We start from the raw sequence: 24,069 nt of genomic DNA, 5'->3' as shown, positions 1-24,069 counted from the left end.
TGAAATTCGCCTTGCATCACCTCCTTTCGGCAATGACCGAGGCGAGGTCGCGGTTGGGCTCGTCGGCATCGGCATCCCAGGCAGGCGACGCGTAGAGGCCGAAGGTGCCCGATTCGAGGGCGACGTCGTACACGATCTCGTCCTGCGTGCGCACGAGCGGGCTCGCATCGGTTTGGACGCCGAGGTCGCCCGCCCAGCGATAGGCCTGCGCAGCCGAGTCGCGCTCGCGCTCGAGGGCGAGGGAGCTTTCGAACCGCGCAGAATCGGCATCGGGGTCGACGACGCTCGGGGCGGCGAGCGAGACGTGCGCCATGCACCCTTCGGCGGCATTCGGCTGGCAGATTGCGAGCGCGCCGCGCTTCACCGTCGCCTCCGCGCGAAAGCCTTCGCCCTCGCGCAGCGCGCCGTCCGTGAGCGTGGCGAACACGTTGCCGCCGTCGAGCGCGAGCTTGAACGAACGCGAGCCCGCACGCACATGCGCGGTGCCCTCATCCACCGCAAGGTCGAGCTCCTCGACGTCGAGACCGTGCCCCGCGGGCGCGGATTCTTCGGGCGGATCCTCCCGATCGTCGAGCACGCCGTTGCGCAGGACAACCTCCAGTCGCCGTCCGGCAAGCCGCGAAACCTTGAACGTCGCCGTACTCGTGTTGAGCGTGAGCGTGTCGAACGACCAACCGCCCGTATCGTAGCCGCGCTCGTCTTTCGCATCGTCCATCGGCAGCCAGATGGTCAGGTCGCGCCCTGCCGACGGGTCGTCCCAGCCGCGCGCGTCGCCGTCCCAGAGATGCAGCGTGCCGTCCTCGATCTTGTACGAGGCGCGCATCCCTTCCCCTGCGAGAACCGACTCTTCCACGGTGAGCGGGAAGAACGAGCTCGTGGGGACGAACTCCACCGTACCCGCCGGCCATTCGAGCACGACGTTCCGGAAACCGACCGTGTTGAAGTCGCGCCCGCGGATCTCAGGGTAACCCAACAGGCGCTTGATGCCGCTCTTGAGGTCGAGCTGCCCGCCCGGGTACGGGACGGCGCCCGACCCCAAGAACGCTCCCGCGGCAAACGCCGCCGCCACGCCCAAGCCGATGGCGGCGCGGCGAGTCCATCGACGCGGAGAACGAGGCGCAAGCGGGTCGGCCGATGCCGAATCGTCGGGCTGGCCGGGTTCGACGAGCGTCGGCTCCCTATCGGCTGCGGGCTTCGCCTCTGCGCTGCATCCCGGGCGCACGAGCTCGTCGAGCGACACGCCGTAGAAGTCGGCCAGCGCGACGAGGTTCTCCGTGTCGGGCGACGACTCCCCGCGCTCCCACTTGGAGACGGCTTGGCGGGACAGGCCCAACGCGCGCGCCAGCTCGCCCTGCGACAGGCCGCGACGGCGGCGCATCTGGGCGAGGCGCTCGACGATATCGAGGTTCATTGGGAGGGCTCCTTCCCCGCTTCCAACAGGCGACATCCCGATCATAGCGACCGCTGGCGCGACGCGCCAGTAATTCCAGTGCGCACTTTGACAACTTGCAGTTGTCGGCTTTCGATCAGCGCCGACAGGCCTCGCATGCCCTATAATGGAGCGAGCGAATCGAAGGAGGCGTCGCATGGAAACCGACAAGATCGACCGTCGCGTGCAGTACACGAAGCGCGCCCTCACCACCGCCCTCATCGACCTCATGCGCGAGAACCACATCTCCAAGATATCGGTGAAGGCGCTGTGCGTTGCCGCCGACGTGAACCGCAGCACGTTCTACGCCCACTTCCGCAACCAGTACGATCTGCTGGCGCATGTCGAGGCCGAGGCGCTCGGCGACCTCAAGGCGCGGCTGCTGGCCGACAACGAGCCGCGCACGCGCAACGTGGTGAAGATCCTCGAGTACGCGAAGGAAAACGCCGACGTGTTCATCATGCTGCTGGACGAGAGCGACGGCAGCTTCCAGCAGCAGATCATGGAGCTGGCGCACCTCGTGGATTTGCAGATGTCGGACGCGCCCGGCGCAGTGGAGGCCGACAACCTCGAGTACATGTACCTGTTCGCCGTGTCGGGCGCCCTCGGCATGCTGTCGCATTGGCTGAAGAAGGGCACGCCGCAATCCCCCGCCGAGATGTCAGAGCTGCTGCTGCGCATGATCCAGCACGGCATCGAGGAGCGCGTGTAAAACCGAGGGGTCGCCGGCCGACGCCATCGGCGCTGCGTTGCCAGCCAACGCGCCAGCCCTGCGCCCCGCCAACGCAGCACGCGGTTTTCGGCGGAATCGCGTTTCGCGGCAGAGATTTACGGGTATGCGAATCGCAATCGCTTTCACACCGCAGTATTCCCCGCCCCGAAAAGCGCGACCTGGGGATTCTTTACCGGTATTGACCTGCTTTTCAGAAAATCGCGTCTCATGATTCGCATACCCGTAAATCTCTGCCAGAATGTGATACGATGACCAAATGGATATGGTTATCGGATACGATTCGGCGTTGGACTACTGGAGGACGGTGGGTCCGAACTTCTTGCGCGGCTACGAAGATCGCCAAACGGCCACGCGCCGCGCCCGTCGCGCGCTCGCATCGTCCAAGGTTCCCCGTCTTTCGGAGGGGAACCGACGGCCGGCAGGTTGCGCTCTTCCCGTAACGGCGCTGGTAGGCGACGCCTCATGCAGAACGAGCACCGCGAGCGTCGTCGCCCGCATCTACCCCGATGTGCCCGAACGGTCGTTCATCGACGCGGGCAACGGGTTCCTCGTCAGCACGCCGGAATTCTGCTTTCTGCAGATGGCGAACCGATTGTCGGTCACGCAGCTCATGATGCTGGGATACGAGCTGTGCGGGACGTACATCCTGGTCGACAAGGGACCGGCACCGCGAAGGGATGCGCCGCTCACGACGGTTGCCAAGCTACGGGCGTTCGCCGAGGGAGCCCCGAACGCACGCGGCCGGAAGAAGGCGCTGCGAGCTTTGCGCTCTGTGTTGGATCGGTCGGCGTCGCCCATGGAATCGGTGCTCGCCATGCTGCTGAGCCTGCCGTACAGCCTGGGCGGCTACGGGCTGGCGCAGCCGTCGCTGAACTTCCGCGTGGACGTGCCGCCCCGCTTCCGCAAGCTGGCCGACCGCACGTACTGCGCATGCGACCTGTGTTGGCCCGAGGCGCGCTTGGCCGTGGAATACGACAGCAGGCTGCACCACGCCGATCCCGAACGACAGGAGAGCGACGCGCGGCGACGCAGCACGCTCACATCCCTCGGGTTCACCGTGGTCACCGTTTCCCGAGCGCAGGCGATGGACAGCGGCTCGTTCAACCGCCTCGCCCATCAGCTGGCCAAGCTCTTGGGGAAGCGGTTGCGCTACGTCGACCCGGGATTCACGCACACGCATCTCGCCTTGCGCGACGAACTGTTGGAAGCCGTCGGGATGCACGCGAGCTGAGGAGCCGAGAGCGGCCTACCCCTGGAACAGGGCGATGAAGCGGTCCCAGATGGTCTGCTCCTGCTCGGGCTCTTCCTCTTCGGGGGCTTCGGGCTGCTCGATGGCGGCCGTGGTCATGACGAACTGCACGGCCTCCACGTCGGCGTTTTGCGACGACATGAACGAGACGGGGTCGAACTCCGGGAAGTCGTAGTCAGCCATGAGCTCGGAGATCTGCTCTTTCATGGTATCGGGCAGCGTGATGGTGGACGCGTTGAGCTGGCCCATGCCGCTGCTGAGCTCGCCCGCCCCGCTCGCCAGCTGGCCGGTGCCGCTGGCGAGCTGGCTCGTGCCGGACGACAGCTGGCTGTAGTTGCCGGCAAGCGCCGACAGGCCCGACGCGTACTGCGTCAGCCCCTCGTGGAACTGGCCGTACTGGCCGGACAGCTGCGCGATGCCGTCGGCCAGCTGGGAGAGCTGGTCGAGCTGCCCGCCGCCGACCGCGGCGTCGAGCGAGGAGGCCATGGAGCGGAGAGCGGCCTCTTGCTGGGCGAGAGCATCCGGCAAGGAGCCGAGCAGCTGGCTCGCGCCGTCGAAAGCCGCTTTCGTCGCGGCGTAGGTGCCCTTGACGGTTTGGGCGGCCTCGTAGTTCGCGAGCAGCTGATTCAACGTCGCGGCGTCGTCGGGATTGCCCGACGCGCTCGCAGCTGCGGCCAAGCTCCCGATCTGCTCTGAGGTCAGCGTGCCGTCGGGAATGGAAGCGATAGCCCCGTCAAGCGCGGGAAACGCCTGGGCATACCCTTGCTGCACGAGCGTCGCATTCTTCGCCAGCTCCCCCAACCCGTCCGCCAACGCATTCAACCCGCCGGGCAGCTGCCCCAGCTGGTCGAGCTGCGAGAGGTCCGCACCCTGCAAGCCGCTGGCGATGGCCGAGAGCGCGCTGCCGATCTGGCTCGAGGCGCTCACCAGCTGGCTCGACGAGCCGTTCAGCTGGTTGAGCCCCTGGCCGAACGCCGCGGAGCCCGACGACAGGCTCTGCGCGCCGCTGGTCAGCTCGTCCACGCCCGCCGCCAGCGACGAGGTGCCGTCGGCCAGCGCGCTCACCGCGTCGGACAGCGTGCTCATGCCGTCGACCATCTCGTCGGTGTCAGGCATCTCGATGACCGACGAGTACGGCAGCGCGGCGATCTGCGCGCCCGTCATCTCGAAATCCTTCACCTTGGCCGTGAGCGTGAAGTCGCCGTCCTGGCCGGGCAGCACGGTGAACGCCACCGTCGTGTCTTCGCCGGATTGCGCGATGGTGGCGCCCTCGCCCGCCACGTCGGATGCCACGGCGCCCGGCAGCGTGAACGTGATCTGCAGCATGAAGCTGTCGTAGAACGCGGGGTCGACGGCGTCGTTGCGCGCGGTGGTCACGTGGATGGACAGGTCGCCCGAGGCGCCGGCCAGCTGATCGGCCTCGACCTTCTTGCCGTCCAGCTCGTAGGCGATCGACACGTCCCACGGCAGCGTGGTGTCGGCGGCGTCGCCCTGGCAGTACAGCGTGCCCTCCTCGGCCTCGAACGTGGTCGCGTCGCCAACCCGTGCCAGCTCGGTCTCGTTCGTGAGGTTCTGCACGGCCGTGTAATCGCCGTGGTCGACGACGGTGCCCGCCGCCTCCACGTCGAAGCGGTTCACCACGTACACGGCCTCCGGCTTGCCGTTCGCGGCCAGGGTGGCGTACACCACCTCGGACTTCTCGTACGTCGCGGCGGGCGCGGAAGCTGCCGAGGTCGACGCGGCTTTCGCCTGCGCGGCACCGTCCTGCGCAAGCGCCATCGCGCCGGGCACGCAGGTAGCGGACAAGGCCACGGTCAAAACCGCGATCAGACCGGTTCGCATGGCGGTATGCTTTTTCATGATGCATCTCCTTCGGTTTCAGGGAGAGAGGGCGGCTGGCTCGCCGCGGCGGGGTTCGCGGGCACGAAGTTCGCGCGCCAGGTGGTGCGTCGGATGACGCGGTCGAGCAGCACGAGCAGCGCCGGCAAGAAGCACGTGACCAGCGCCAACGACAGCAGCGCGCCGCGCGCCAGCAGCAGGCCCAAGCTGGACACCGCCGACATGCTGGACGCGAACCCCAGCGCGAAGCCCGCGGTGGCCAGGATGCTGGCCGACACGAGCAGCGAAGGGAACGTCTCGCCCAGCGCGAGATGTGCGGCCTTGCGGGCCGGGACGCGCTGGCGATGGCGCAGGTAATGCGTGGTCAGCAGGATGCCGTAGTCGATCGTGGCGCCCAGCTGCACCGTGTTGATGACGAGGTAGCCGATGAAGTTCACCGACTCGCCCGTGAAGTACGGGATGGACAGGTTGATCCAGATGCCCGACTCGATGGTGAGCAGCAGCACGAGCGGCAGCGTCAGCGAGCGGAAGGTCACCAGCAGCACCAGCAGGATGGCGACGATGGCCACGGCGCTGACCACCACGTTGTCCACGGCCACGATGTTCTTCATGTCGTAGAGGTTCGCGGATTGGCCGGCCGTGTAGTACGTGTCGTAATGGTTCGCAGCCGTCTGTTGGATGGCCTCCACCGTGGCGAACGCCTCGTCGCTTTCGGTGTCGGTGCTGGTGTAGGCGATGACGCGCGCGTAGTTCGGCGAATAGAACTGGTCGACCACGCTCTGGTCGAGGAAGCCCTGCGGGATGGCGGCGCCCACGGAGGCGGCGTACGAAATGACGCTCGTCACGTTGTCGAGCTTCGCCAGGTCGTCCGACAGGGCGGCCTCCGCCGCCACGTCGCCGCGCGGCACGAGCACCACCACGGCGTTCTGCTGGCCGAACTCGTCCTGCACCATGAGCGTGTCGGCGCCGGCGCGCAGGTTCGGGTCGGGCTCGCTGTTCTGGTAGGTGAACACGGTGTGGGCCTGCCCCAGGAACGCGGGCACCACGAGGGCAAGCACGAGGATGAGCGCCGGCACCCGCACCTTCGACAGCACCGTGCCGATGTTCTTGAACGAGGGCATGAACGGCCGATGCTTCGTCTTGTCGATGAGCTTGTACAGCGTGAGCGTGACCGCCGGCAGGAACACCATGACGGTGAAGAAGCTGAAGATGATGCCCTTCACGAGGTTGATGCCGAGGTCCGCGCCGATCTGGAACTGCATGAACGCGAGCGCGGCGAAGCCGAACAGCGTGGTGACCGCGCTGGCGGCGATGGTGGACAGCGATTTTCGCATGGCCGCGGCCATGGCCTGCTCCACGTTCGGCGTGCGCTGGCGCTCGGCCGCGAACGCGTGCAGCAGGAAGATGGCGTAGTCCAGCGACACGGCCAGCTGCAGGATGGGGCTCACCGAGAACGTGATGAACGACACCTCGCCCAGCACGATGTTCGTGCCCATGTTGATGAGGATGGACACGCCGATGGCGGCGATGAACAGCACCGGCTCGATCCACGACGTGGTGGACAGCACGAGCAGCAAGAGGATGATGGGCACGAGGATGAGCGCGGCGTTGCCGGCTTCCTCCGACGTGCTGGCCGTGGTCTGCGCCGTGTCGGACGCCTCGCCCGACACGGCGTTGCCCGGGCCCGCCTCGTCGACGAGCGCGCGCAGCGCGGGGATAGCGGTGCCCTCGGAGCCCTCGGCCACGGTGACCTGGAACAGCGCGGCGCCGTCGCGATAGTACGTCTCCACCGTGGAGGCGTCGGCCATCTCGAGGGGCACGGTGACGTCCACGACGTCGTCGAGCCACATGACGCCCTCGACGCCGTCCACCGCGGCGATCTTGTCCTTGAGCGCGAGCGCCTGGGCCAGGCTCACGTCGTGGACGAGCACGTTGGCGTTGGGGACGGCCTGGGTGAACTCGTCGTTCATGATAGCGACGGCCGTGGTGGATTGCGCCTCGTCGGGCAGGTAGTCCACCATGTCGTAGTTGACGCCCACGAACGGGATCATGGCCGCGCACACCACGGCGACGGCCAGGAAGGCCCCCACGACGGCTTTGCGTCGCGCGATGATACCGTTGATGATGCGATCCATACCCGCCCGCCTGTCCGCTTCGTCCGCGCGCCGTGTGCGCTTAGCTATCCTACATCATGCATGATAACCAACACGGTGTAGCGAAACAACCGACACGGCATGCTCGAACTGCCCGTATTCCAACACTTTGCGAACGTTCTGTCGGTCATTCACAAAACCGTCAGATGCAGGACAACTTCTCTAGCAGCGTTGCAGACGTCCGGAAGAACCCCTGGCGCGTTTCAGCTCGCACGAGCTCGGCGAAGCGGGGCATCCAGGAACGAGCGTGCTCGTCCATGAACCGTTCGTACGCCGCCGCAGGCGAACCGCCGGGAAGATCCGCGCCTCGCCGACCCCCGACCGGGCCCACGATGCCCGCGGCAAGCGAGGCGAGATAGCAGAGCAGCTCGCATTCCGCCGCCACGTGGTCGAGCGGATCGTTGGCATCCTCCGACCGGCCGAGACCGCACTGCCGGCAAAACCGCTCGACATCCCGAGCATGCGGATTCACGAACAAGCAGGCCTCAACCCCGTCATCAGACGCGCGCCACACGCTCTCGTACGGACTGACCGCCGGTTCGGGAGCGCCGACGAACATCCGCGTCGACTCGATGCGCAGCGCATGCAGCACATCCTCTTCCGACGCCCCGGGCTCGATCGAGCACTCGAAACCCTCGATTCCGCATCCCAGCATCTCGCCGATCTCCGCCGCCGCCCCGGCCCACGCCCCCGAGGCTGCATGGCGCGCAAGCTCCTTGTCGGGATAGCGCAACGACAACGCCAGAAACTCCCACGCCGTCGCGCGCAGACGCCATCCTCCCCTTCGACGCGCATGCTCGCTCCTATCGTCGGACACGGCGCTCCTCCTTCCCACGCCGAGGTGCGCAGCGGAGCGAACTCGGCCACACACCTCGGCAAACGTCACGTCAGTGCGAACCTTCAACCGGCTTCAAGGGCAGGTACTTCAATCCCACCAGCAAGAGCAGCGCGCCCAGGCCGAACACGCCCAGCGTCACCCCGAACTCGAGCGGCGTCGGCCAATAGACCATGCCTTCGTAGGCACCGGCCATACCCGAAGTCCAATCGGTGACGGTGGAAGGGGTCAGCGGGCCCGCGTACTCCAGGTTCGGGAGTTGGAAACCGCCCACGAGCAGCTGCACGCGCTTGCAGAAGATGCCGATGACCGCTGCGGCCGAAGCAGCCACGATCAGGCCGTTTTTCCTCAGCGCCGGCACGAATGCGACGACGGCCGCGAAGGAGCACAGGACGATCTCGCCCCAGAAGAACGGGGCCAGCGGGCCGATGGTCAACATGTCCACGACCTCCATCCCCTCGCCTCCCGGGAAGCCCTCGGTCAGCAGGTCGCACCCGAAGAAGTACAGGTCGACCAGCACGAACGCGCCCAGCATCTTCAACATCTTGACGACGTTGCCCTGCGCGACTTCCAGGTAGCCCGCTCGGCGCAGCGCGACGACCACGATCAGCACGAGCGCGGTGCCGCACACGAGGGCCGAGGATACGAACCAGGGAGCCATGAGCGCGGTGTGCCACATCTCGCGGCCCTGCTGCAGGCTGAAGATCCAGGCCGTCACCGAGTGGACCAGCACGGCGCACACGAGGGCCACCACGCTGATCACGCGCAGCGCCTTCCCGGACACCTTGCCCGCCTCGGCGCGCAGCGTCGCCCACAGGTACACGACGGACAGCACCAGGTACGTGCCCAGCACGAGGATGTCCCACATGAGCGGCGAGCCGAGGTTGGAGTACGCGAACAGCTCCCACAGGCGCATGGGCTGCCCAAGGTCGATGACAACGAACCCGATGGCCAGCACGGTGCAGCAGATCGACGTCCACACGGCCACCTTGCTGATGCCGCCGAAGCCGGCCATCCCGAAGGCGCGCGGCACGCTCGAGATGATGAGGCCGCCCGCGGACAAACCCACGAGGAACATGAACATGGTGATGTAGAGCCCCCACGAGTCGAGGTTGCGCATGCCGGTCTGCACGAGGCCTCCGGAGAGCTGGACGCCCCACAGCGCGACGCCCGCGACGGCGACCACGGCGGCCACCGCGATGCCGACATTGATCCCCCTGCCCCCGAACCGGGCGACGGGAGTTTTTGTTTGCTCGGTCATTTCGATTCTCCTTATCTCCCTACACCAGGTAGTACACGGACGGATGAGTGCCCATGTCGGGAAGCAGTTGCTCATGATCTCGCTCGCGCAGCAGACGCGACACCTCGGAATCAGGGTCGTTCAGATCGCCGAAATGGCGAGCGCGCGCAGGACACGGCTCCACGCATGCCGGCTGCAGCCCCTTCGCCAAGCGATGGTTGCAGAACGTGCACTTCTCCACCGTGTGCTTCTGATGCGGCGCCACATCGGCATCGCCCATGGGAAAGTCCACCGAAAACTTCGGCTCCTCCCAGTTGAACGAGCGCACGCCCGTGTACGGACACGCCGCCATGCACATGCGGCAGCCGATGCACTTGTCGTAGTCCTGGCGCACGACGCCCGTCTCCTCGTCCCGGTAAGTGGCACCCACGGGGCACACCTTCACGCAGGCCGGGTTGTCGCAATGCTGGCAGGCCACCGTGATACTCGACATGACGAGGTTCGGGTACGTGCCCTTCGGCGTGTCAAGACTCTCTCCCCCGTCCGTCAGCACGCGATTCCACCACGCATCATCAGGAAGGTTGTTCTCCACTTTGCAGGCAACCGTGCAGGTATGGCAGCCCACGCAGGCACGCTTGTCGATGACCATGCCCAATCTCTGCTCGCTCATGCCTACTCACCTCCGTTCCATATGCGAATGTCGCACAGGTTGTCCATGAAGCTCTGATTGATGGCTGCGGGGTCGTACGAGGACGAGGCCAGCTCCGACCAGAAGCCCGCTTTATGCTGATGGGCCTGCCAGTTCTTCGGGTACACGAGCGTGCCCGGACGCACCCCGTCGCTCAAGACCGCCTTGACCACGCAATGGCCGCGGTCGTTGTAGCACTCCACGTCGTCGCCGTCCCCGATCGACCGCGCTTCGGCATCGACCGGGTTGATCTTCACGGTAGGCTCAGGGTCGAGCTCGCGCAGCAGCTTGGTGTTGTACCACTGCGAATGCACGCGGAAGCGCGGACGCTCGGACATCAGCACGAACGGGTACTTCTCGTACAGGGGGTTCTCGGGCCACGCTTCGCCAGGCGGGAAGAACCGCGGCAAGCGCTCGCGCTCCACGTCGATTTGCTGGCCGTTGTCCAGATCGGGCTTGGGATCCTCAAGGTAGAACTCAAGGCGCTTCGACGGCGTGAGGAACTGTCCGCCTTCCCAAGCGATGAACGGGTCGGGCAGGTAGCGAATGGCCTGCTTCTCCTTGAGCGCTTCGAGGCTGATCCCGAACTTCGTGTTGTAATCGCTGGTCAAAGCCTTTGCGAGAAACTCTTCGTCAGTGATGGCGACATGCTCGCCCACGCCCATCTTATCGGCGATCAGACGGATGATGTCGGCATCCGTCTTCGACTCGAACAGCGGCTCGATGGCCTTCTCGCTGTACTGCATGTAATGGCTGGAGCCGCACGGGATCACGTCGTCGTATTCGAACCAATGCGCGCAGGGCAGCACCATGTCGGAATAGCGCGCCGTGTCGGTCATCATGGTGTCGACGGTGACGATGTAGTCCATCTTGTCGAACACATCCTGACGCAGCTCGTTGGAGTTCACCGCCGTGCACAGCGGATTGCCCGAATAGACGAACAGCGCGCGGATAGGATAGTCCTGTCCTTTGTACGAATCGGTGCGCACCACTTCGCGCAGGGCGAGCGTCGAGATCTTCGCGCCCGTTCCCAAGCCCGTGGAGGGCACGGCCACCATCTTGTTCAGACCGGGGCAGATATTCCAGTTTGCGCCGTAGCTCGCACCCGGCTTTCCCAAGTTGCCCAGCAGACCGCATAGCGTCATGCCCGCATGCGCCGCATGCGCACCGTTGTCGTAGGCCTGGGGCCCAAATCCCACGCGATGATACACCGGGCCGTCCATGCACACGTGGGCCAGTTCGACGACGACGTCGGCGGGCACCTCGGTGATCTTCGCCACCGTTTCCGGCGGGTACTTCATAACCTCCTCTTTCAGCAGGTCGAACGCCGTACGACACGGAATGTCGTTGATGGTGCGCGTGCCCGAGAGGACGGGGTCGGCCACTTCGTCCGCAGAACCGGGCGCATCGGCCGCAGCATCCCACACCACGGCCGGATCGATGACGGTGGGCTTCCTCGTCAGCGGATTCACCGGCCCCTCCGTCGGCGCAACGCCAAGATCGCTCATGCGCACGAACTTCCCGTTGTCGCTGCGCACCAAGAACGGTGCGACGGTGTGCTCCTTGAGAAACGTCTCGTCCTGGGCGTTCTCTTCCAGCACGACGTACATCATGCCCAGGGTCAGCGCAGCATCGGTCGCCGGCCGGATGGGCACCCATCGATCGGCCTTCTCGGCCACGTGGGTGAACGTCGGGTCGATGACGATGAGCTTGGCGCCGTTCTCCATGGCCTCGTTCAGAAAATGCCATTCCTGCAGATGGGCATCGGTGATGTTGTTGCCCCACACGATGACCGTCTTCGCGTTGACCATATCCTTCGGCTCGTTGGACACCCATCGCCCGAAATCGCCCGCCACGCGGTTCACGCCGTAGGTGAGGGCGCCGTCCACGCTCGACCAAATGTTGGTAGCGTTGAGAACGTTTTGCAAGATGACCGAGAGCCCCGGCACGTTGCCGTGCAGCACGCCCTCGTTCCCGGTGATGGTCAGGAACGCCAACGCCTGCTGGCCGTACTGCTTCTGCACCTCGGCGAAGCGCTGTGCCACTTCGGAAATGGCATCATCCCAGCTTACGCGTTCCCACTCGTCGCCTCCGCGCTCACCGGAGCGGCGCAGGGGATATTTGATGCGTTCCGGATCGTACGTTCGCTGCACGTGGCTCAAGCCGCGCAAGCACGCCCGGTTCATGCATGCGTCGGGATACTGTCCCATCGACGTCTTCACCAGGTTGCCGTCGCGCACATGCACGTTCAGGTGGCAGTAGGCGAAGCAGTTCGGGCGACACACGCCGTCGAAGATGCGCTCCTCCGCAGTCTCCACCTGACCCTGATCGTATTCGGCGGCAAACGCATGCAACGTGGGCGTCGCGGATACCCCGACGGCCGACGCCGTCGCCACGACACCGGTCGTTTTCAAGAAGCTCCTGCGTGTGAGTCCCCCGTGCGAGCATTCGGTTGCGTTCATCGAACTTGCACCCCTCTCAAATAAGAAACCATCGGCATCCAGCCCCCTTCCGAGGGCACCCTCCCATCTCGTCCTATCGGTTCCGGTTCACGCCGCATGATAGGGAACGTACGCCCCTCACCTCAACAAACGGTTAGTCCCTTCGATGAACTAACTATTCAGTGAAGGGACTAACCGTTTGTTGAGCCGCAGGACCCCGCTTCGTACGATGGACGAGGCAGGCATGCGAACCAGGGGCTGCCGTGCACCGAGGCCGCATGCAATCGAGGCAGGGAGGAACACGATATGGGGCATATGAGCATCGATCGACGCAACGCGATCAAACTCGGAGGAATCGGAGCCTTGAGCGCGCTGGGAGCCTGCGCGCTTTCCGGATGCGCGGGCTCGTCGCAAGCGCACGCAGAGCCTGCTCCGCTCACCGAGGAAGAGCGCATAGCCAGCATCAGCGATCCCATCTACATGGGCGCCGCAACGAACGCATCCGGCCAAACCCTCACGATGGGCACGGGGAAGTACGGACAGATAGCCAACCAGGCCATGATCGACAAGCACGTCGAGTACACGCCGAAACTGCATCAGGTCTCGCCACGCGTGTACTGCGCCGTGGGCAACGGGCTTTCGAACTCCACCATGATCGTGGGCGACTCGGGCATCATCGTGGTCGACACGAACGAGTCGATGGAGGCAGCGCAGTTCGACCTCGACCTGTTCCGCACCGTAACCGACAAGCCCGTCGTCGCGGTCGTCTACACGCACGACCACTACGTGAACGGGACGGAACTCTACCTGGGCGAAGGCAATCCCACCGGCGCCCCCATCATCGCCCACGAGAAGTTCATCGAGGTCATCAACAGCACGCTGTCCGAACTCAACGACACCTACGTGCCGCGCGCGCTCATGATGTTCGGAGCGTTGCTGCCCCTGGAGGGCGAGGACGGCAGCGTCGGCGGCGGTATCGGGCCGTTTTACAAGAACCCGCACACGAACGGGTCGACCGCCGGCTTCATCGCGCCCGACACCCTCATTCCCGACGTGGGCACCGCCGCCATGACGCCGATGGACATCGACGGCGTGCGCTTCGAGTTCTATCCGATGGTGTCCGACTCGCCCTGCAACATCAACATCTACCTGCCCGACGAGAAGGTGGCGCTTTCCAACACCGTATGGCCGTGCTTCTTCAACATGTACACGCTGCGCGGCGCCGTCTATCGTGACCCCTCCGTCCTCACCTCCTCCATCGACACCATGGTATCCTGGGCACCCGATGCCCATGTGGGCTGCCACGGCGTTCCCATCATCGGCGCCGACGCCGTCAAGCAGGAACTCATGCTGTATCGAGACTGCATCCAGTTCGTGCACGACCAAACCATCCGCCACATGAACAAGGGTATGGGACCCGACGAGATCGTAGAGGCGGTTCACGTACCCCGCTTCATGCTGGAAGGCATGTGCACCAAGCCGTTGTACGGCGAGGTGGAGCACTACATCCGCGGCGTCTACCGCGGCACGGTCGGTTGGTTCGGCACCGACCCCCTCGAACTGCATCCCATCGGCAAGAAGTTCGAGTCCGAGCGCATCGTGGAAGCGATGGGCGGCGAGAAGAAGGTGCTCGAAGAGGCCCGGCGCGTGCTCGAGGACAAGCAGTACGCGTGGGCGGCGACGCTCGCCACGTACCTGCTTGCCATCAACCCCGACGACGGCGAGGCCCGCGCCGTGAAAGCCGACGCGTTCCGCAAGATAGCCCAGGTGACGTACGCCACCAACACGCGCCATTACTACATGACCAACGCGCTGGCGATGGAGGGACAGCTCGACATCCCCACGTCCATCCCGCTCAACGCCTCCAAGCTGGGGGTCGCCAAACGCACGCTCGCCCTCGACCTGCTCCGCGTTTCCATCGACTACGAGAAAGCCGAGGGAGTGGAATCGTCGCTCGCCGTCACGTACACCGACGAGGGCGTCACCGAGACCATGCTCGTCCGCAACTGCGTCGGCCAGATCGTGGAAGGCGCGATCAACGACCCGGCGGTGGAGCTCAACATGGCCTACCCCACGATGTGCCAGATCCTGGCGGGCAAGCTCAAGCTCGACGACGCCATCGCCTCGGGCGATGTCGAGGTGGCGGGCAGCTCCGAGGAGCTCGCACGGCTCCGCGACCTGTTCGAGCGCAAGCTGTAACGTCGCATCCCCCCTCTGCGCCCCTTCCTCCGGCTCCTCCTCCAAGCGGCCCGCGCCCGTCTATCCCGACGGCGCGGGCCGCTCGATTCGCCCTCCCGATTCCGTTCGCGGGCAGAATCGGGTATCATGACGCAAGGGGAACGCCGCAGCCGAGCGCAAGGGGGAAGCGTGAAGGTAAAGGTCAGCGAACACCACATCGACATCGTGTCCGTCAATGCCCTGCTGTGCAACGCGGTGGAAGCCGAGGTCTCGCAGGCATGCGACCTGACGGTATCGCAGTACCGCGCGCTGCTGCGACTCGTGGTCAACCGCAAACCCATGCGCATGACCGAGCTGGCCAAGCAGCTGTTCCTCAGCCAAAGCGCCGTGACGGCCGCCGTCACCCGCCTCGAGGAGCGAGGGGCCATCAAGCGAGTGGATTCCGCCGCCGATCGACGCACGGTACTGGTCGAGCTCACCGCGAAGGGAGCCGAGACGATCGTCGCAGCCGACAAAGCCGTGACCGGGCACATCGTCGCCATCAAGGAGCTGCTCGACGAACGCGTTGCCGCCGCCATGCTCCAACGATGCGCCGAAGTGGTGGATCACTACGACATAGCGCGCGTGGAGAACGACCGCATTCGCGCCGATTCCGCCTTTTTCGACACGCTGCTGATCGTCCAGTCGCACATCGCGATCGCGACGAAAGCGCATGGGCTGTCCGTGGGCGAATACCGCGTGTTGTACCTGCTCAGCCTCATGCACGATGGCGCGCGGCCGAGCACCCTATCTTCCGAGCTGGTCATGCGCACGAACGATGTGACCGTCGCGACGAACAAGCTGATCGAGGCGGATCTGGTCAAACGATCGCGCGACCCCCGCGATCGGCGTGCGTTCATCCTGGAGATCACGAGCAAGGGCTACGAGGTAGCGAACAAGACCGCGTTCGCCGTGGCGACGCGCGTGCGCCATCTCTACCCCACCGAAATCGAGATTCTCGACGTGCACGACTCGTTGTCGCACACGCTCATGAACCGGTTCAGGCAGCAGCGGGGCATCTAGCGCCCCCACGAAGCATCGGGCGCTGCGGAGCGGGGCAGCTAGCGGGCTGCGTTGTCGCGGAGGGCCTTGAGCTTGGCGAGGGTTGCGGGGTCGATGCGCGAGGCCACCGTGTTCTTCTCGGCCACCTTGGGGGTGTCGTCGAGGCGCGCCTCCTCGTAGTACATGGCCACCTCGCGCGAGAAGCCGTCCGCGCTCATGCGATCCACGCCGAAGCCGAACGTCGTGTCCTGAACGGTGGCGTCGCTCGTGACGACGAGCGTTTCCACCTGCCGCTCGCGCGCGTCGTGGGCCAGCTTCTCGATGACCTTGTCGGCCGACTGGCCCGCCGGCGAGAACACGATGCGCACGCCGCCGACCTTCTCGGCCTCGCCGTTCGAGAACGCGTTTTTCGCGCCGTCGAACACGATGACGGCCTTCCAGTCGCGGCCGGCGTAGTTCACCACGTCGTTGATGAGCATCTCGCGCGCCGCGTTGAACGTGTCGTCGGTATAGTCCTCATCGGGCGCGTTGCGGTAGCGGCTGCCGGAGCGCAGCACGTTGTACCCGTCCACGATGAGGAGTTTCTTACGTTGCTTGGCCATGATCCGTCCGCATCAACCCGTACGTCCGCCGCTGCTTACTGGTTCTGGCGCAGCCACTCGTACATGCAGGCGGTGGACGCCTGGGCCACGTTGAGCGAGGCCACCTCGCCCTCGATGGGCAGCTTCACGAGGAAGTCGCAATGCTCCATGACCAGGCGCGAGATGCCCTCCTGCTCGTTGCCCATCACGAGCGCGATCTTGCCCTTGAGGTTCGCGTTCCAGATGAGGTCCGAGGCGTGCTCGGTGGCGCCGGCGATCCAGAAGCCCTCGTCCTTGAGGCGGCCCATCGCCTGCACGAGGTTCGACACCTGCGCCACGGGCACGTGCGAGATGGCGCCGGCCGAGCTCTTGTACGTGGACGCCTCCACGTGCGCGCTGCGCTTGTTGGGGATCACGATGCCGCACGCGCCCACCGCCTCGGCGCTGCGCGACACGGCGCCGAGGTTGCCCGCGTCCGTGATGTGGTCGAGGATGACCACGAGCGCGCGGCCGTCGTGCTCCGCGGCCGACGTTCCGGCCGCGTCGATCACGTCGCCGATGCCCACGTAGGGAAACGGCGCGGCCTTCGCCATGACGCCCTGGTGGCTGCCGCGGTCGGACTTGCTGTCCAGCACCTTGCGCGGCACCATCTCCACGGTGGCGCCGACGCGCTTCGCCTTGCGCAGGATGTCCTCGATGAGGCCGTCGCGCTGCACGTTGTCGGCCATGAGAATGCTCTTGATGGGCACGCCCGTGCGCAGCGCCTCGATGACGGGGCGCTTGCCCTCGATGAAATCAGCCATGTTCCACGATCCTTCGCATCTTCTCCCGCGTCGATCCTGGCATAGCATCGCACGGCACGTTGTTGATACGGCCAGTATGCCAGATGAGCGAGCCATCGGCGACGCCGACGCGCGTTTCTTCAGCGTATCGTCATGCGAACGCGTCAGCGACGGGCGGCGCGCTCAGTCGCGCTTCTCGCGGCTGCGGCGCCAACGACCCCGGCGCCGGCGCTCCTTCTGCGCCACCGTGGCGTCGCCGCCGTGCAGGAACACGCCGGACACGACGCGCTTCACCTTCCCCACCCCGCGCGCCACATGCGGCGTGAGGTCGGCCTCGTTGCGCGTCTTCCAGTCGAAGTACACGCTCCAATACCGCAGGAACACGACGACGAAGACGCAGGCCACGCCCGCAAGCGGCAGCGGGCTGCCCCCGTAGGCCAGGATCACGAACGCCAGCGAGCCGCCGAGGCCCGCCACCGCATAGAAGTTCGATTGCTGGAAGATGCCGGGCGTCTCGCCCACGCAGATATCGCGCACCGCGCCGCCGCCCACCGCCGTGATGGCGCCGAGGATGACCGACAGCACGAACCCCTGCTCGAGCGAGAACGCCTTGCTGGCGCCGGCGAGCGCGAACAGGCCCACCGACAACGCGTCGGCGAAGAACACCGTGGCGTCGAGATGGCGGAACAGCCCGCGGAAGTAGAACACGAACGCGCAGATGGCGATGCAGATGAGGATGAGGTCGGGATGCGAGGTGAAGTACACGCCGTGGTCCTGCAGCAGCACGTCGCGGATGATGCCGCCGCCGTACCCCGTGAGCAGGCCGAGCACCACCGTGCCGATGATGTCGAGCTTGCGGTCGCACGCGAACAGGGCGCCCGTCAGCACGCCGACGATGACGGAGAAGTAGTCGATGCTCCACGGCACCGTGAGCACCTGGGAATCGGAGAACGCTTGCTGCAGAAATGTGGTGTCCATACGCCCCTTTCGGAATCTGGGCTTATGAAACCACACCTGCGAGGTTTCCGCCAGAGCGAATGTTCGGCGCGCAGTTAGCACAGGGCACTTACACATGATGACCGAACTGGTATGATACGAGGGAAACGCAATCGGGCCGCGCCCGCGCGCCCGCGCACCGAATGAAGGGACTCACGTTGAACAAGAAGATCGTTGCGACCGCCGCCTGCGCGTTCCTGGCGCTGGCGCTTACCGGATGCGGCTCGAAAGCCGAAGAACCCAACCTGCCCGACCCGAACGCCAGCTCGTCGAGCAGCGGCTACACCGTCACCGACGCGGCCAAGCTCAAGGCGCTCTCGGTGGGCGAGTCGGCCGTCTGGCGCGACTACGAGGTGACCGTGAAGTCGATCGACCGCGCGAACGGCCAGCTGAACGTGCAGATCGACGTGAAGGCGCACGCGAACGCGCAGCAGCTTTCCACCGAATGCCTGCTGTCGTTCGGCATGCCTCCCGTCAGCTCGACGTTCGACGGTGGCACCATCTCCGTGGCAGCAGGCGAGACGGCGTCGGGCACGCTCACGTTCGACGACCGGTACTCCTCGCAGCGCCTGTTCTGGAACGACGGCGCCACCGAGGCCACGTGGCTGCTCGACCAGACCCCGGCCGCCACCGAGCCCACGCCGCAGCCCGAGACGCCGGCCGAGCCCGAGACGCCCGAACCCGCCGAGGATCCGCAGGCCAAGGCCGTAGCAGCCGTCGAGGCCGCGCTGCCGGCGCTCATCGCCGACAACACGTACTACACCTACCAGAGCTTCGACCCCGCCACGGCCGCCATGACGCCCGTCGAAGGCGGCTACCAGTACGCCAACGACGTCTCCATCCTCGACGGCGACGGCAACGCGACCGTCACGAACGTGCTGCTCACCTGCGACGCAGACGGCAACGTCACCTCGATGACGGTGGACGGCGCGCTGATCTTCTAGGGTACGCGGCCCGCCCGCACCGCAACGAGAAACGGCCCGTGACGGGCCGTTTTTTGTTGTCCTCGCGGCGCAATGGGAAGGGGCCGCGGCGCGACCGGGAAAGCCCCTTACAGCGCCGTCCCCCTCTTCGGAGTGCTCAGCGCTTCCACGTCCACGCCCTCGATGCGCAAGAGGGCGATCTTCTTCTGCAAGCCGCCGGCGTACCCGGTGAGGCTACCGGTCGAACCCACGACGCGGTGGCACGGCAGGATGATGGAGATGGGGTTGCGCCCGACGGCGCTGCCCACGGCGCGCGCCGAGGTGCGGGCTCCCGTCTGCTCCTCGAGACGGCGCGCGATCTGGCCGTACGTGGTCAGCTGGCCGTACGGTATCTCGGCGAGCTGCGCCCACACCCGCTGCTGGAAGGCGGTGCCGCGCGGGTTCACGGGCGGAAGCGCGCCGGGATCGTCGCCGGCGAAGTAACGCTCGAGCCAGGCACGCGCCTCGGCGAGCACCGGCAGGTCGGGCCGCTCCTCGGCAGCTTCGAGCGTGGCCTCGAAGTACTTCTGCCCTTCCAGCCACAGGCCGATGATCGCCTCGTCGTCGCTGGCGACGGTGACCGGCCCCACGGGCGAATCCATCGTGAGAAGGTAATCCATAGGTGCTCCTTACGTATTCGGGGTTTCGTCGGGCCGACCGTGCGGCGTCGACCACAGGGACATGACGGCGTACGAGCGCCACGGGCTCCACGATTCGGAGGCCCGCGCCAGCTCGCGCGGCTTGAGCTCGGGGAAGGCGGCGCGCACGGCCAGGTCGGTCGCCGGGAAGGCGTCGGGATGGCCGTAGGCGCGCATGAGCAGGTACTGCACGGTCCACGGGCCGATGCCGGGAATCGCCGCGAGCGCGCGGGCCTCGGCGGCGAGATCGGCTCCGGGGCGCAGCGCCACCGCGCCTGCGCGCACGGCTTGCGCCAGCGCGCAGATGGCGCGGGCGCGCTGGCCGATCACCCCGGGCGCGCACAGCGCTTCCGGAGGCGGAAACGCCGTCGTGAGCGCCGCGTGCGGCGTGGCGGCCGGCGATCCGAACGCGTGCGCGACGCGCCCGGCCAACGTGCCGGCGGCCTTCACCGTGATCTGCTGGCCGAGGATGGCGCGCACGGCCATCTCGAAGCCGTCGAAGCAGCACGGCAGCCGCACGCCCGGGATGCGGGAGGCGGCGGGCACGCGCGCATGGAAGTCGGCGAGGCCGGCCTCCACCGCAGCAGGGAGGCAGTCGGCGTCGAAGAGGCGGCGCGTGCGCGCCACGACGAGCGGCAGCTCGTCGAACAGCTCGGGGGACACGGTGAGCGCGAGGCGGTTGCGCTTGGGCTCGTCGGCGACCCTGATCCAACCGACGCGCGGGGCCGTGTCCGGACTCGACGCGTCCGCCTCGAGGCGCACCGTGCGCAGGTACGCGCCGTCCTCGACCGCCTCGACGCCCTCGATGGCGCGCAGGCGCAGGAACTCGAGCAGCAGATCGAAGCGGTACGGCGGCCGGTAACCCACGTGCAGCACGATGGGCCCTTCCCCGCCCTCGCCCTGCGCCGCGGCGCTTGCGGCGGCGCCCGCTCGGGCGCGAAACCGGCTCGGGGGCATGCGGTAGCGCTGCGAGAACGCGTCGTTGAACCGGCGCACCGACGAGAAGCCGCACGCGTACGCCACGCGCGTGACGGGCAGCTCGGTGTCGGTGAGCAGGCTTTTCGCAAGCAGCAGGCGGCAGGTGGCGCGATAGGAGGCAGGCGTCACGCCGAACGCGCGCTCGAAGAGGCGGCGCAGCTGCCGCTCGGAAAACCCCAGCTTCGCCGCGATGTCGGCGATGGAGCATGCGCCCGACCCCTCGCGGATGAGCGCCGCGGCCCGCGCCACCGCGCGGTCGGCGCCCTCGTCGACGGGGACGCCCGGCGCCAGCTCGGGGCGACACTTGAGGCAGGGGCGATAGCCCGCCGCCTCGGCCTCGGCCGCGCTCGCGTAGAACGTGCAGTTCTCGAACTTGGGCGTTTTCGCCGGGCACACGGCGCGGCAGTACACGCCGGTCGACCGCACGCCCACGAAGAACAGCCCGTCGAAGCGCGCATCGTGCGCGCTCAGCGCTTCCCAGCACGTGCGATCGCTGTACTCCATCACGGGCATCCCTTCGCGTTCATCGGCAACAACGCCCATGAAACCACAAAGCGCGCCCGAGCACTAGCCGTTTTCGGACATGCAAGTATTCACCACGAGCGCGGCGCCGGCGCGGCGGCGGCAAGAGGCGGCCTCGCGCTAGCGCAGCGCCTGCACGTGCCAGACGAGCAGGGCCTGAGCCAGCCCCACGAGGGGAGCGAAGTAGCCGTGCGCGGCCGTCTCGGCGATGCGCGCGCGGAACGCTTCCGCCCAGGAAAGCGGGTGAGCCTCGATGAAGTCGGCGACAGCGTCGGGCGCGGGCGCGTCCTCCGCGCCTACGTCCACGCGGGCGCACTGCGACGAGAGGTACAGCAGCTCGATGCCCAGGTGGTCCTCGTACTGGTTGTTCTCGTTCCGCACCTCGAGCCCCGCCGCGCGCAGCAGCTCGCGCATCTCGAACGTGGCCTGGCCGAACCCCACGGTCACATCCTGGCCGCGATACATCGTCTCCCACGGCGCCGCGGCGGGCGACGGTGGGCCCACGAACAGCTTCGTGTACTCGACGGCGACGCGCTGGGGCTCGTCCTCGCCCGCCTCGGCGCGGCGGACGGCCTCCTCGGCGTAGCGTGCGCACGCTGCCACGGCCTCGGCCACGGCAGCGTCGTCGAACGTGGGGAACGATACCCAGAATGCCGGATCCAACCCGACCGTCGACGTCATCGTCATCGGCTTCAACAGCGAGTTCCCGATGAACGCGTAGGCTTCGGACAGGGTCTTCCAGGGAATCTCTTTCGCCATGGCGAAAAACTCCTTTCAGCGCAGGGCGCGCAACGTGAGCCGGGATGCAGCGGATACAGCATACCGCAACGGGAGCGGTCCTTGGCGACGCGGGGAGGGAAAGCGTCGCCAAGGACCAACGGACGGAAAGGTCGAGAGGGCCGAAGCCGTCGCGAGCCGCGAGGGCCGCGCGCCTTACGCGGCTTCGCCCGCCGCGGCCTCGACGGCCTCGCACTTCGCCGCGCGGGCGGGCAGCAGCTTCTGCGTCAGCACGACGAACGCGAGCGCGCCGAGGGACACCACGCCGATGACGACGACGATCTCCACCCAGGTGGGAGCGTACGAGCTGGCGACGGCCCACATGTCGAGCCCCGTCGCGTGCGCCGCGGCCGACGAGCCCGAGGCCACGCCGGGAGCACCCATCACGTTGAACTCGACGAACGAGGTGAGCAGCAGCCACACGCGCTTGAAGAACACGCCCACCACCACGCACACGCTGGCGGCAGCCACCAACCCCATCCGCGCGCGGTTCTTCGCGAACACGAGGATGCAGAACGGGATGAGGATGCCCACGACGATCTCGAACCAGAAGAACGGAGCGGTGGCGCCCGTCGCCATGATGGCGAGCGTCTCGGCGCCGGCGGCGCCCGGGTAGGCCATGGTCAGCACTTCGCAGCCCACGAGGAAGCCGTCGATGGCGATGCAGGTGGCCAGCAGGCCGGCCAGGTTGGACAGCAGCTTCTTATCGGTTTTGAAGCGACCGGATTTGTTGAGCCCCATGAGCGAGAGCAGCAGCAGGGCCAGGCCGGAATCCATGGCCGATACCACGAACAGCGGCGCCATGATGGCCGAGTACCAGCCTTCGCGCGCCATCTCGAGGCCGAAGATCCACGCCGTCACCGAGTGCACGAGGATGGCGACGGGCAGCGCGAAGCGCGACACGATGGCCACCTTGTCCTGCGCGCCCGGCTTCTTCGACTTCATGAAGTACAGGTACACGACGTTGATGGCGAGGTACAGCGTGATGACGCAGATGTCCCAGAACAAAGGCGAGGTCACGTTCGGCCCCGTGACGATGCGCCACACGCGCTGGATGCCGCCGAGGTCGATGAGCACGAACATGCCGGCACAGCAGATGCATACCGTCGACAGGATGACGGCGGGCAGCGCCACCTTCTTGTACTCGGCCACGTGGAACACGCTGGCCGACGAGGCCACGATGAGGCCGCCGGCCGACAGGCCCACGAAGAACATGAAGCACGTGATGTAGAGGCCCCACGACGTGCCGTTGTTCATGCCGGTCACGCCGAGGCCGCCTATCAGCTGGTAGATCCAAGCGGCGACTCCCGCCACCGTCAGCGCGCCCAGCACCCCGATGGCAGCTTTGGTTTTCGTAGAGGTTCCCATGATGCGCACCTCCTCCTTAATTGAAGTAATGGACTTGCGGACGGGTGCCTTGCTCCTCGAGGAGGACGGTCGCGTTGCGCTCTCGGACGATGCGCGATACCTCACTATCGGGATCGTCAAGATCACCGAAAATGCGAGCTTCGTAAGGACAATTCTGCACGCACATGGGTTCGATGCCACGGTCGGTACGTTCCTTGCATAACGTGCACTTCTCCACTACGCCCTTGGAGCGCATCGGCACATCTTTGTCTCCGAACTTGAAATCAGGATTGTATGTCGGGTCGTTCCAGTTGAACACGCGCGCGTTGTACGGGCACGCCGCCATGCACATGCGACACCCAATGCACTTCTCGTAGTCAACCTCCACGCGTCCCAAGGCATCCTTGTACGTGGCCCCCGTCGGGCACACGCGCATGCAGGCGGGGTTCTCGCAATGTTGACAGGCAATAGGTAGATACGTACGACTAAGATGCGGATAGGTTCCCACGGCACCGTCGAGGACATCCGCCCCTTCGGTGATCACGCGGTTCCACAGCATGCCTTCAGGTACGCCGTTTTGCATCTTGCATGAAAGCGCACAGGTTTGACATCCTATGCAGCGCCTCGTGTTGATAGCAATACCCAATCGGGTCATGGTGG

Annotated in this window: 20 protein-coding genes; 5 read left to right on the top strand and 15 right to left on the bottom strand. The window is 66.2% G+C overall.

Annotated elements, in window-relative coordinates:
• Window positions 1-16 precede the first annotated feature (16 nt).
• Window positions 17-1,411: a helix-turn-helix domain-containing protein gene (locus GS424_RS04000; protein WP_160943398.1), complete on the bottom strand. Its 1,395-nt coding sequence runs from the start codon at window positions 1,409-1,411 to the stop codon at window positions 17-19.
• A 175-nt stretch (window positions 1,412-1,586) separates the two neighbouring features.
• Between GS424_RS04000 and GS424_RS03995 the strand changes: the two genes are divergently transcribed.
• The gene (locus GS424_RS03995) at window positions 1,587-2,141 is read left to right on the top strand and encodes a TetR/AcrR family transcriptional regulator (RefSeq protein WP_154334847.1); all 555 of its coding nucleotides are present in this window, start codon (window positions 1,587-1,589) and stop codon (window positions 2,139-2,141) included.
• A gap of 277 nt (window positions 2,142-2,418) precedes the next feature.
• Entirely contained in the window at window positions 2,419-3,393 is a 975-nt protein-coding gene (locus GS424_RS03990) for a DUF559 domain-containing protein (RefSeq protein ID WP_193666545.1), read from the top strand.
• Between the two features lie 15 nt (window positions 3,394-3,408).
• Here GS424_RS03990 and GS424_RS03985 read toward each other — a convergent pair whose 3' ends face one another.
• From GS424_RS03985 to GS424_RS03960, 6 genes are all read right to left on the bottom strand, one after another.
• Window positions 3,409-5,271 carry a hypothetical protein gene (locus tag GS424_RS03985; RefSeq protein ID WP_160943399.1) on the bottom strand — a complete coding sequence of 621 codons (1,863 nt, stop codon included), beginning with the start codon at window positions 5,269-5,271 and terminating at the stop codon, window positions 3,409-3,411.
• Window positions 5,268-7,385 (bottom strand): efflux RND transporter permease subunit, encoded by a 2,118-nt coding sequence (locus tag GS424_RS03980; protein WP_160943400.1) that lies wholly within the window; start codon window positions 7,383-7,385, stop codon window positions 5,268-5,270. Before GS424_RS03980 ends, GS424_RS03985 begins: the two co-directional genes overlap by 4 nt.
• Before the next feature lie 160 nt (window positions 7,386-7,545).
• The gene (locus GS424_RS03975; protein ID WP_160943401.1) at window positions 7,546-8,220 is read right to left on the bottom strand and encodes a TorD/DmsD family molecular chaperone; all 675 of its coding nucleotides are present in this window, start codon (window positions 8,218-8,220) and stop codon (window positions 7,546-7,548) included.
• A gap of 70 nt (window positions 8,221-8,290) precedes the next feature.
• Window positions 8,291-9,499 (bottom strand): NrfD/PsrC family molybdoenzyme membrane anchor subunit, encoded by a 1,209-nt coding sequence (gene nrfD / locus GS424_RS03970; RefSeq protein ID WP_160943402.1) that lies wholly within the window; start codon window positions 9,497-9,499, stop codon window positions 8,291-8,293.
• Window positions 9,500-9,518: 19 nt separating this feature from the next.
• Window positions 9,519-10,148, bottom strand: a complete 630-nt coding sequence (locus tag GS424_RS03965) for a 4Fe-4S dicluster domain-containing protein (protein WP_160943403.1) — start codon at window positions 10,146-10,148, stop codon at window positions 9,519-9,521.
• Window positions 10,149-10,150: 2 nt separating this feature from the next.
• Entirely contained in the window at window positions 10,151-12,580 is a 2,430-nt protein-coding gene (locus tag GS424_RS03960) for a molybdopterin-containing oxidoreductase family protein (RefSeq protein ID WP_244977667.1), read from the bottom strand.
• Between the two features lie 390 nt (window positions 12,581-12,970).
• Here GS424_RS03960 and GS424_RS03955 point away from each other — a divergent pair, with 390 nt between their 5' ends.
• Window positions 12,971-14,806, top strand: a complete 1,836-nt coding sequence (locus tag GS424_RS03955; RefSeq protein ID WP_160943405.1) for an alkyl sulfatase dimerization domain-containing protein — start codon at window positions 12,971-12,973, stop codon at window positions 14,804-14,806.
• Between the two features lie 168 nt (window positions 14,807-14,974).
• Window positions 14,975-15,847 carry a MarR family transcriptional regulator gene (locus GS424_RS03950; protein ID WP_160943406.1) on the top strand — a complete coding sequence of 291 codons (873 nt, stop codon included), beginning with the start codon at window positions 14,975-14,977 and terminating at the stop codon, window positions 15,845-15,847.
• A 38-nt stretch (window positions 15,848-15,885) separates the two neighbouring features.
• On the opposite strand, the gene GS424_RS03945 is transcribed toward GS424_RS03950, so the two are convergent.
• The 3 genes from GS424_RS03945 to GS424_RS03935 form a co-directional block, all read right to left on the bottom strand.
• On the bottom strand, window positions 15,886-16,428 hold the full coding sequence (locus tag GS424_RS03945) for an NYN domain-containing protein (protein WP_160943407.1): 543 nt from the start codon (window positions 16,426-16,428) through the stop codon (window positions 15,886-15,888).
• 35 nt (window positions 16,429-16,463) lie between these two features.
• On the bottom strand, window positions 16,464-17,210 hold the full coding sequence (gene rlmB, locus GS424_RS03940) for a 23S rRNA (guanosine(2251)-2'-O)-methyltransferase RlmB (RefSeq protein WP_154334850.1): 747 nt from the start codon (window positions 17,208-17,210) through the stop codon (window positions 16,464-16,466).
• A 162-nt stretch (window positions 17,211-17,372) separates the two neighbouring features.
• On the bottom strand, window positions 17,373-18,167 hold the full coding sequence (locus GS424_RS03935; protein ID WP_035586417.1) for a trimeric intracellular cation channel family protein: 795 nt from the start codon (window positions 18,165-18,167) through the stop codon (window positions 17,373-17,375).
• Window positions 18,168-18,343: 176 nt separating this feature from the next.
• Between GS424_RS03935 and GS424_RS03930 the strand changes: the two genes are divergently transcribed.
• Window positions 18,344-19,129: a hypothetical protein gene (locus tag GS424_RS03930; RefSeq protein WP_160943408.1), complete on the top strand. Its 786-nt coding sequence runs from the start codon at window positions 18,344-18,346 to the stop codon at window positions 19,127-19,129.
• A gap of 107 nt (window positions 19,130-19,236) precedes the next feature.
• Here GS424_RS03930 and GS424_RS03925 read toward each other — a convergent pair whose 3' ends face one another.
• The 5 genes from GS424_RS03925 to dsrO form a co-directional block, all read right to left on the bottom strand.
• On the bottom strand, window positions 19,237-19,767 hold the full coding sequence (locus tag GS424_RS03925) for a methylated-DNA--[protein]-cysteine S-methyltransferase (RefSeq protein ID WP_035586411.1): 531 nt from the start codon (window positions 19,765-19,767) through the stop codon (window positions 19,237-19,239).
• 9 nt (window positions 19,768-19,776) lie between these two features.
• On the bottom strand, window positions 19,777-21,267 hold the full coding sequence (locus GS424_RS03920; protein WP_160943480.1) for an Ada metal-binding domain-containing protein: 1,491 nt from the start codon (window positions 21,265-21,267) through the stop codon (window positions 19,777-19,779).
• Between the two features lie 138 nt (window positions 21,268-21,405).
• Window positions 21,406-22,044 carry a TorD/DmsD family molecular chaperone gene (locus GS424_RS03915; RefSeq protein ID WP_160943409.1) on the bottom strand — a complete coding sequence of 213 codons (639 nt, stop codon included), beginning with the start codon at window positions 22,042-22,044 and terminating at the stop codon, window positions 21,406-21,408.
• Window positions 22,045-22,218: 174 nt separating this feature from the next.
• A complete protein-coding gene (gene nrfD / locus GS424_RS03910; protein WP_160943410.1) occupies window positions 22,219-23,430 on the bottom strand; it encodes an NrfD/PsrC family molybdoenzyme membrane anchor subunit in 1,212 nt (403 codons plus the stop codon).
• 16 nt (window positions 23,431-23,446) lie between these two features.
• Window positions 23,447-24,064, bottom strand: coding sequence for a sulfate reduction electron transfer complex DsrMKJOP subunit DsrO (dsrO, locus tag GS424_RS03905; RefSeq protein ID WP_160943411.1), 618 nt, complete (start codon window positions 24,062-24,064; stop codon window positions 23,447-23,449).
• Between the last annotated feature and the right edge of the window lie 5 nt (window positions 24,065-24,069).

The sequence above is a fragment of the Eggerthella guodeyinii genome (assembly GCF_009834925.2).
In the GTDB taxonomy this organism is placed as follows: Bacteria; Actinomycetota; Coriobacteriia; order Coriobacteriales; family Eggerthellaceae; genus Eggerthella; species Eggerthella guodeyinii.
The sequence above is the reverse complement of the archived record's forward strand: the minus strand, read 5'-3'. Positions and strand labels throughout refer to the sequence as shown.

Excerpts from the sequence above, each read along its gene's own strand:
- GS424_RS03915 (WP_160943409.1), bottom strand. The coding sequence starts at position 22,044 with ATGGCGAAAGAGATTCCCTGGAAGACCCTGTCCGAAGCCTACGCGTTC.
- rlmB (WP_154334850.1), bottom strand. The coding sequence starts at position 17,210 with ATGGCTGATTTCATCGAGGGCAAGCGCCCCGTCATCGAGGCGCTGCGC.
- GS424_RS03995 (WP_154334847.1), top strand. The coding sequence starts at position 1,587 with ATGGAAACCGACAAGATCGACCGTCGCGTGCAGTACACGAAGCGCGCC.
- dsrO (WP_160943411.1), bottom strand. The coding sequence starts at position 24,064 with ATGACCCGATTGGGTATTGCTATCAACACGAGGCGCTGCATAGGATGT.
- GS424_RS03925 (WP_035586411.1), bottom strand. The coding sequence starts at position 19,767 with ATGGATTACCTTCTCACGATGGATTCGCCCGTGGGGCCGGTCACCGTC.
- GS424_RS04000 (WP_160943398.1), bottom strand. The coding sequence starts at position 1,411 with ATGAACCTCGATATCGTCGAGCGCCTCGCCCAGATGCGCCGCCGTCGC.
- GS424_RS03990 (WP_193666545.1), top strand. The coding sequence starts at position 2,419 with ATGGATATGGTTATCGGATACGATTCGGCGTTGGACTACTGGAGGACG.
- GS424_RS03920 (WP_160943480.1), bottom strand. The coding sequence starts at position 21,267 with ATGGAGTACAGCGATCGCACGTGCTGGGAAGCGCTGAGCGCGCACGAT.
- nrfD (WP_160943402.1), bottom strand. The coding sequence starts at position 9,499 with ATGACCGAGCAAACAAAAACTCCCGTCGCCCGGTTCGGGGGCAGGGGG.
- GS424_RS03935 (WP_035586417.1), bottom strand. The coding sequence starts at position 18,167 with ATGGACACCACATTTCTGCAGCAAGCGTTCTCCGATTCCCAGGTGCTC.
- nrfD (WP_160943410.1), bottom strand. The coding sequence starts at position 23,430 with ATGGGAACCTCTACGAAAACCAAAGCTGCCATCGGGGTGCTGGGCGCG.
- GS424_RS03945 (WP_160943407.1), bottom strand. The coding sequence starts at position 16,428 with ATGGCCAAGCAACGTAAGAAACTCCTCATCGTGGACGGGTACAACGTG.
- GS424_RS03980 (WP_160943400.1), bottom strand. The coding sequence starts at position 7,385 with ATGGATCGCATCATCAACGGTATCATCGCGCGACGCAAAGCCGTCGTG.
- GS424_RS03965 (WP_160943403.1), bottom strand. The coding sequence starts at position 10,148 with ATGAGCGAGCAGAGATTGGGCATGGTCATCGACAAGCGTGCCTGCGTG.
- GS424_RS03985 (WP_160943399.1), bottom strand. The coding sequence starts at position 5,271 with ATGAAAAAGCATACCGCCATGCGAACCGGTCTGATCGCGGTTTTGACC.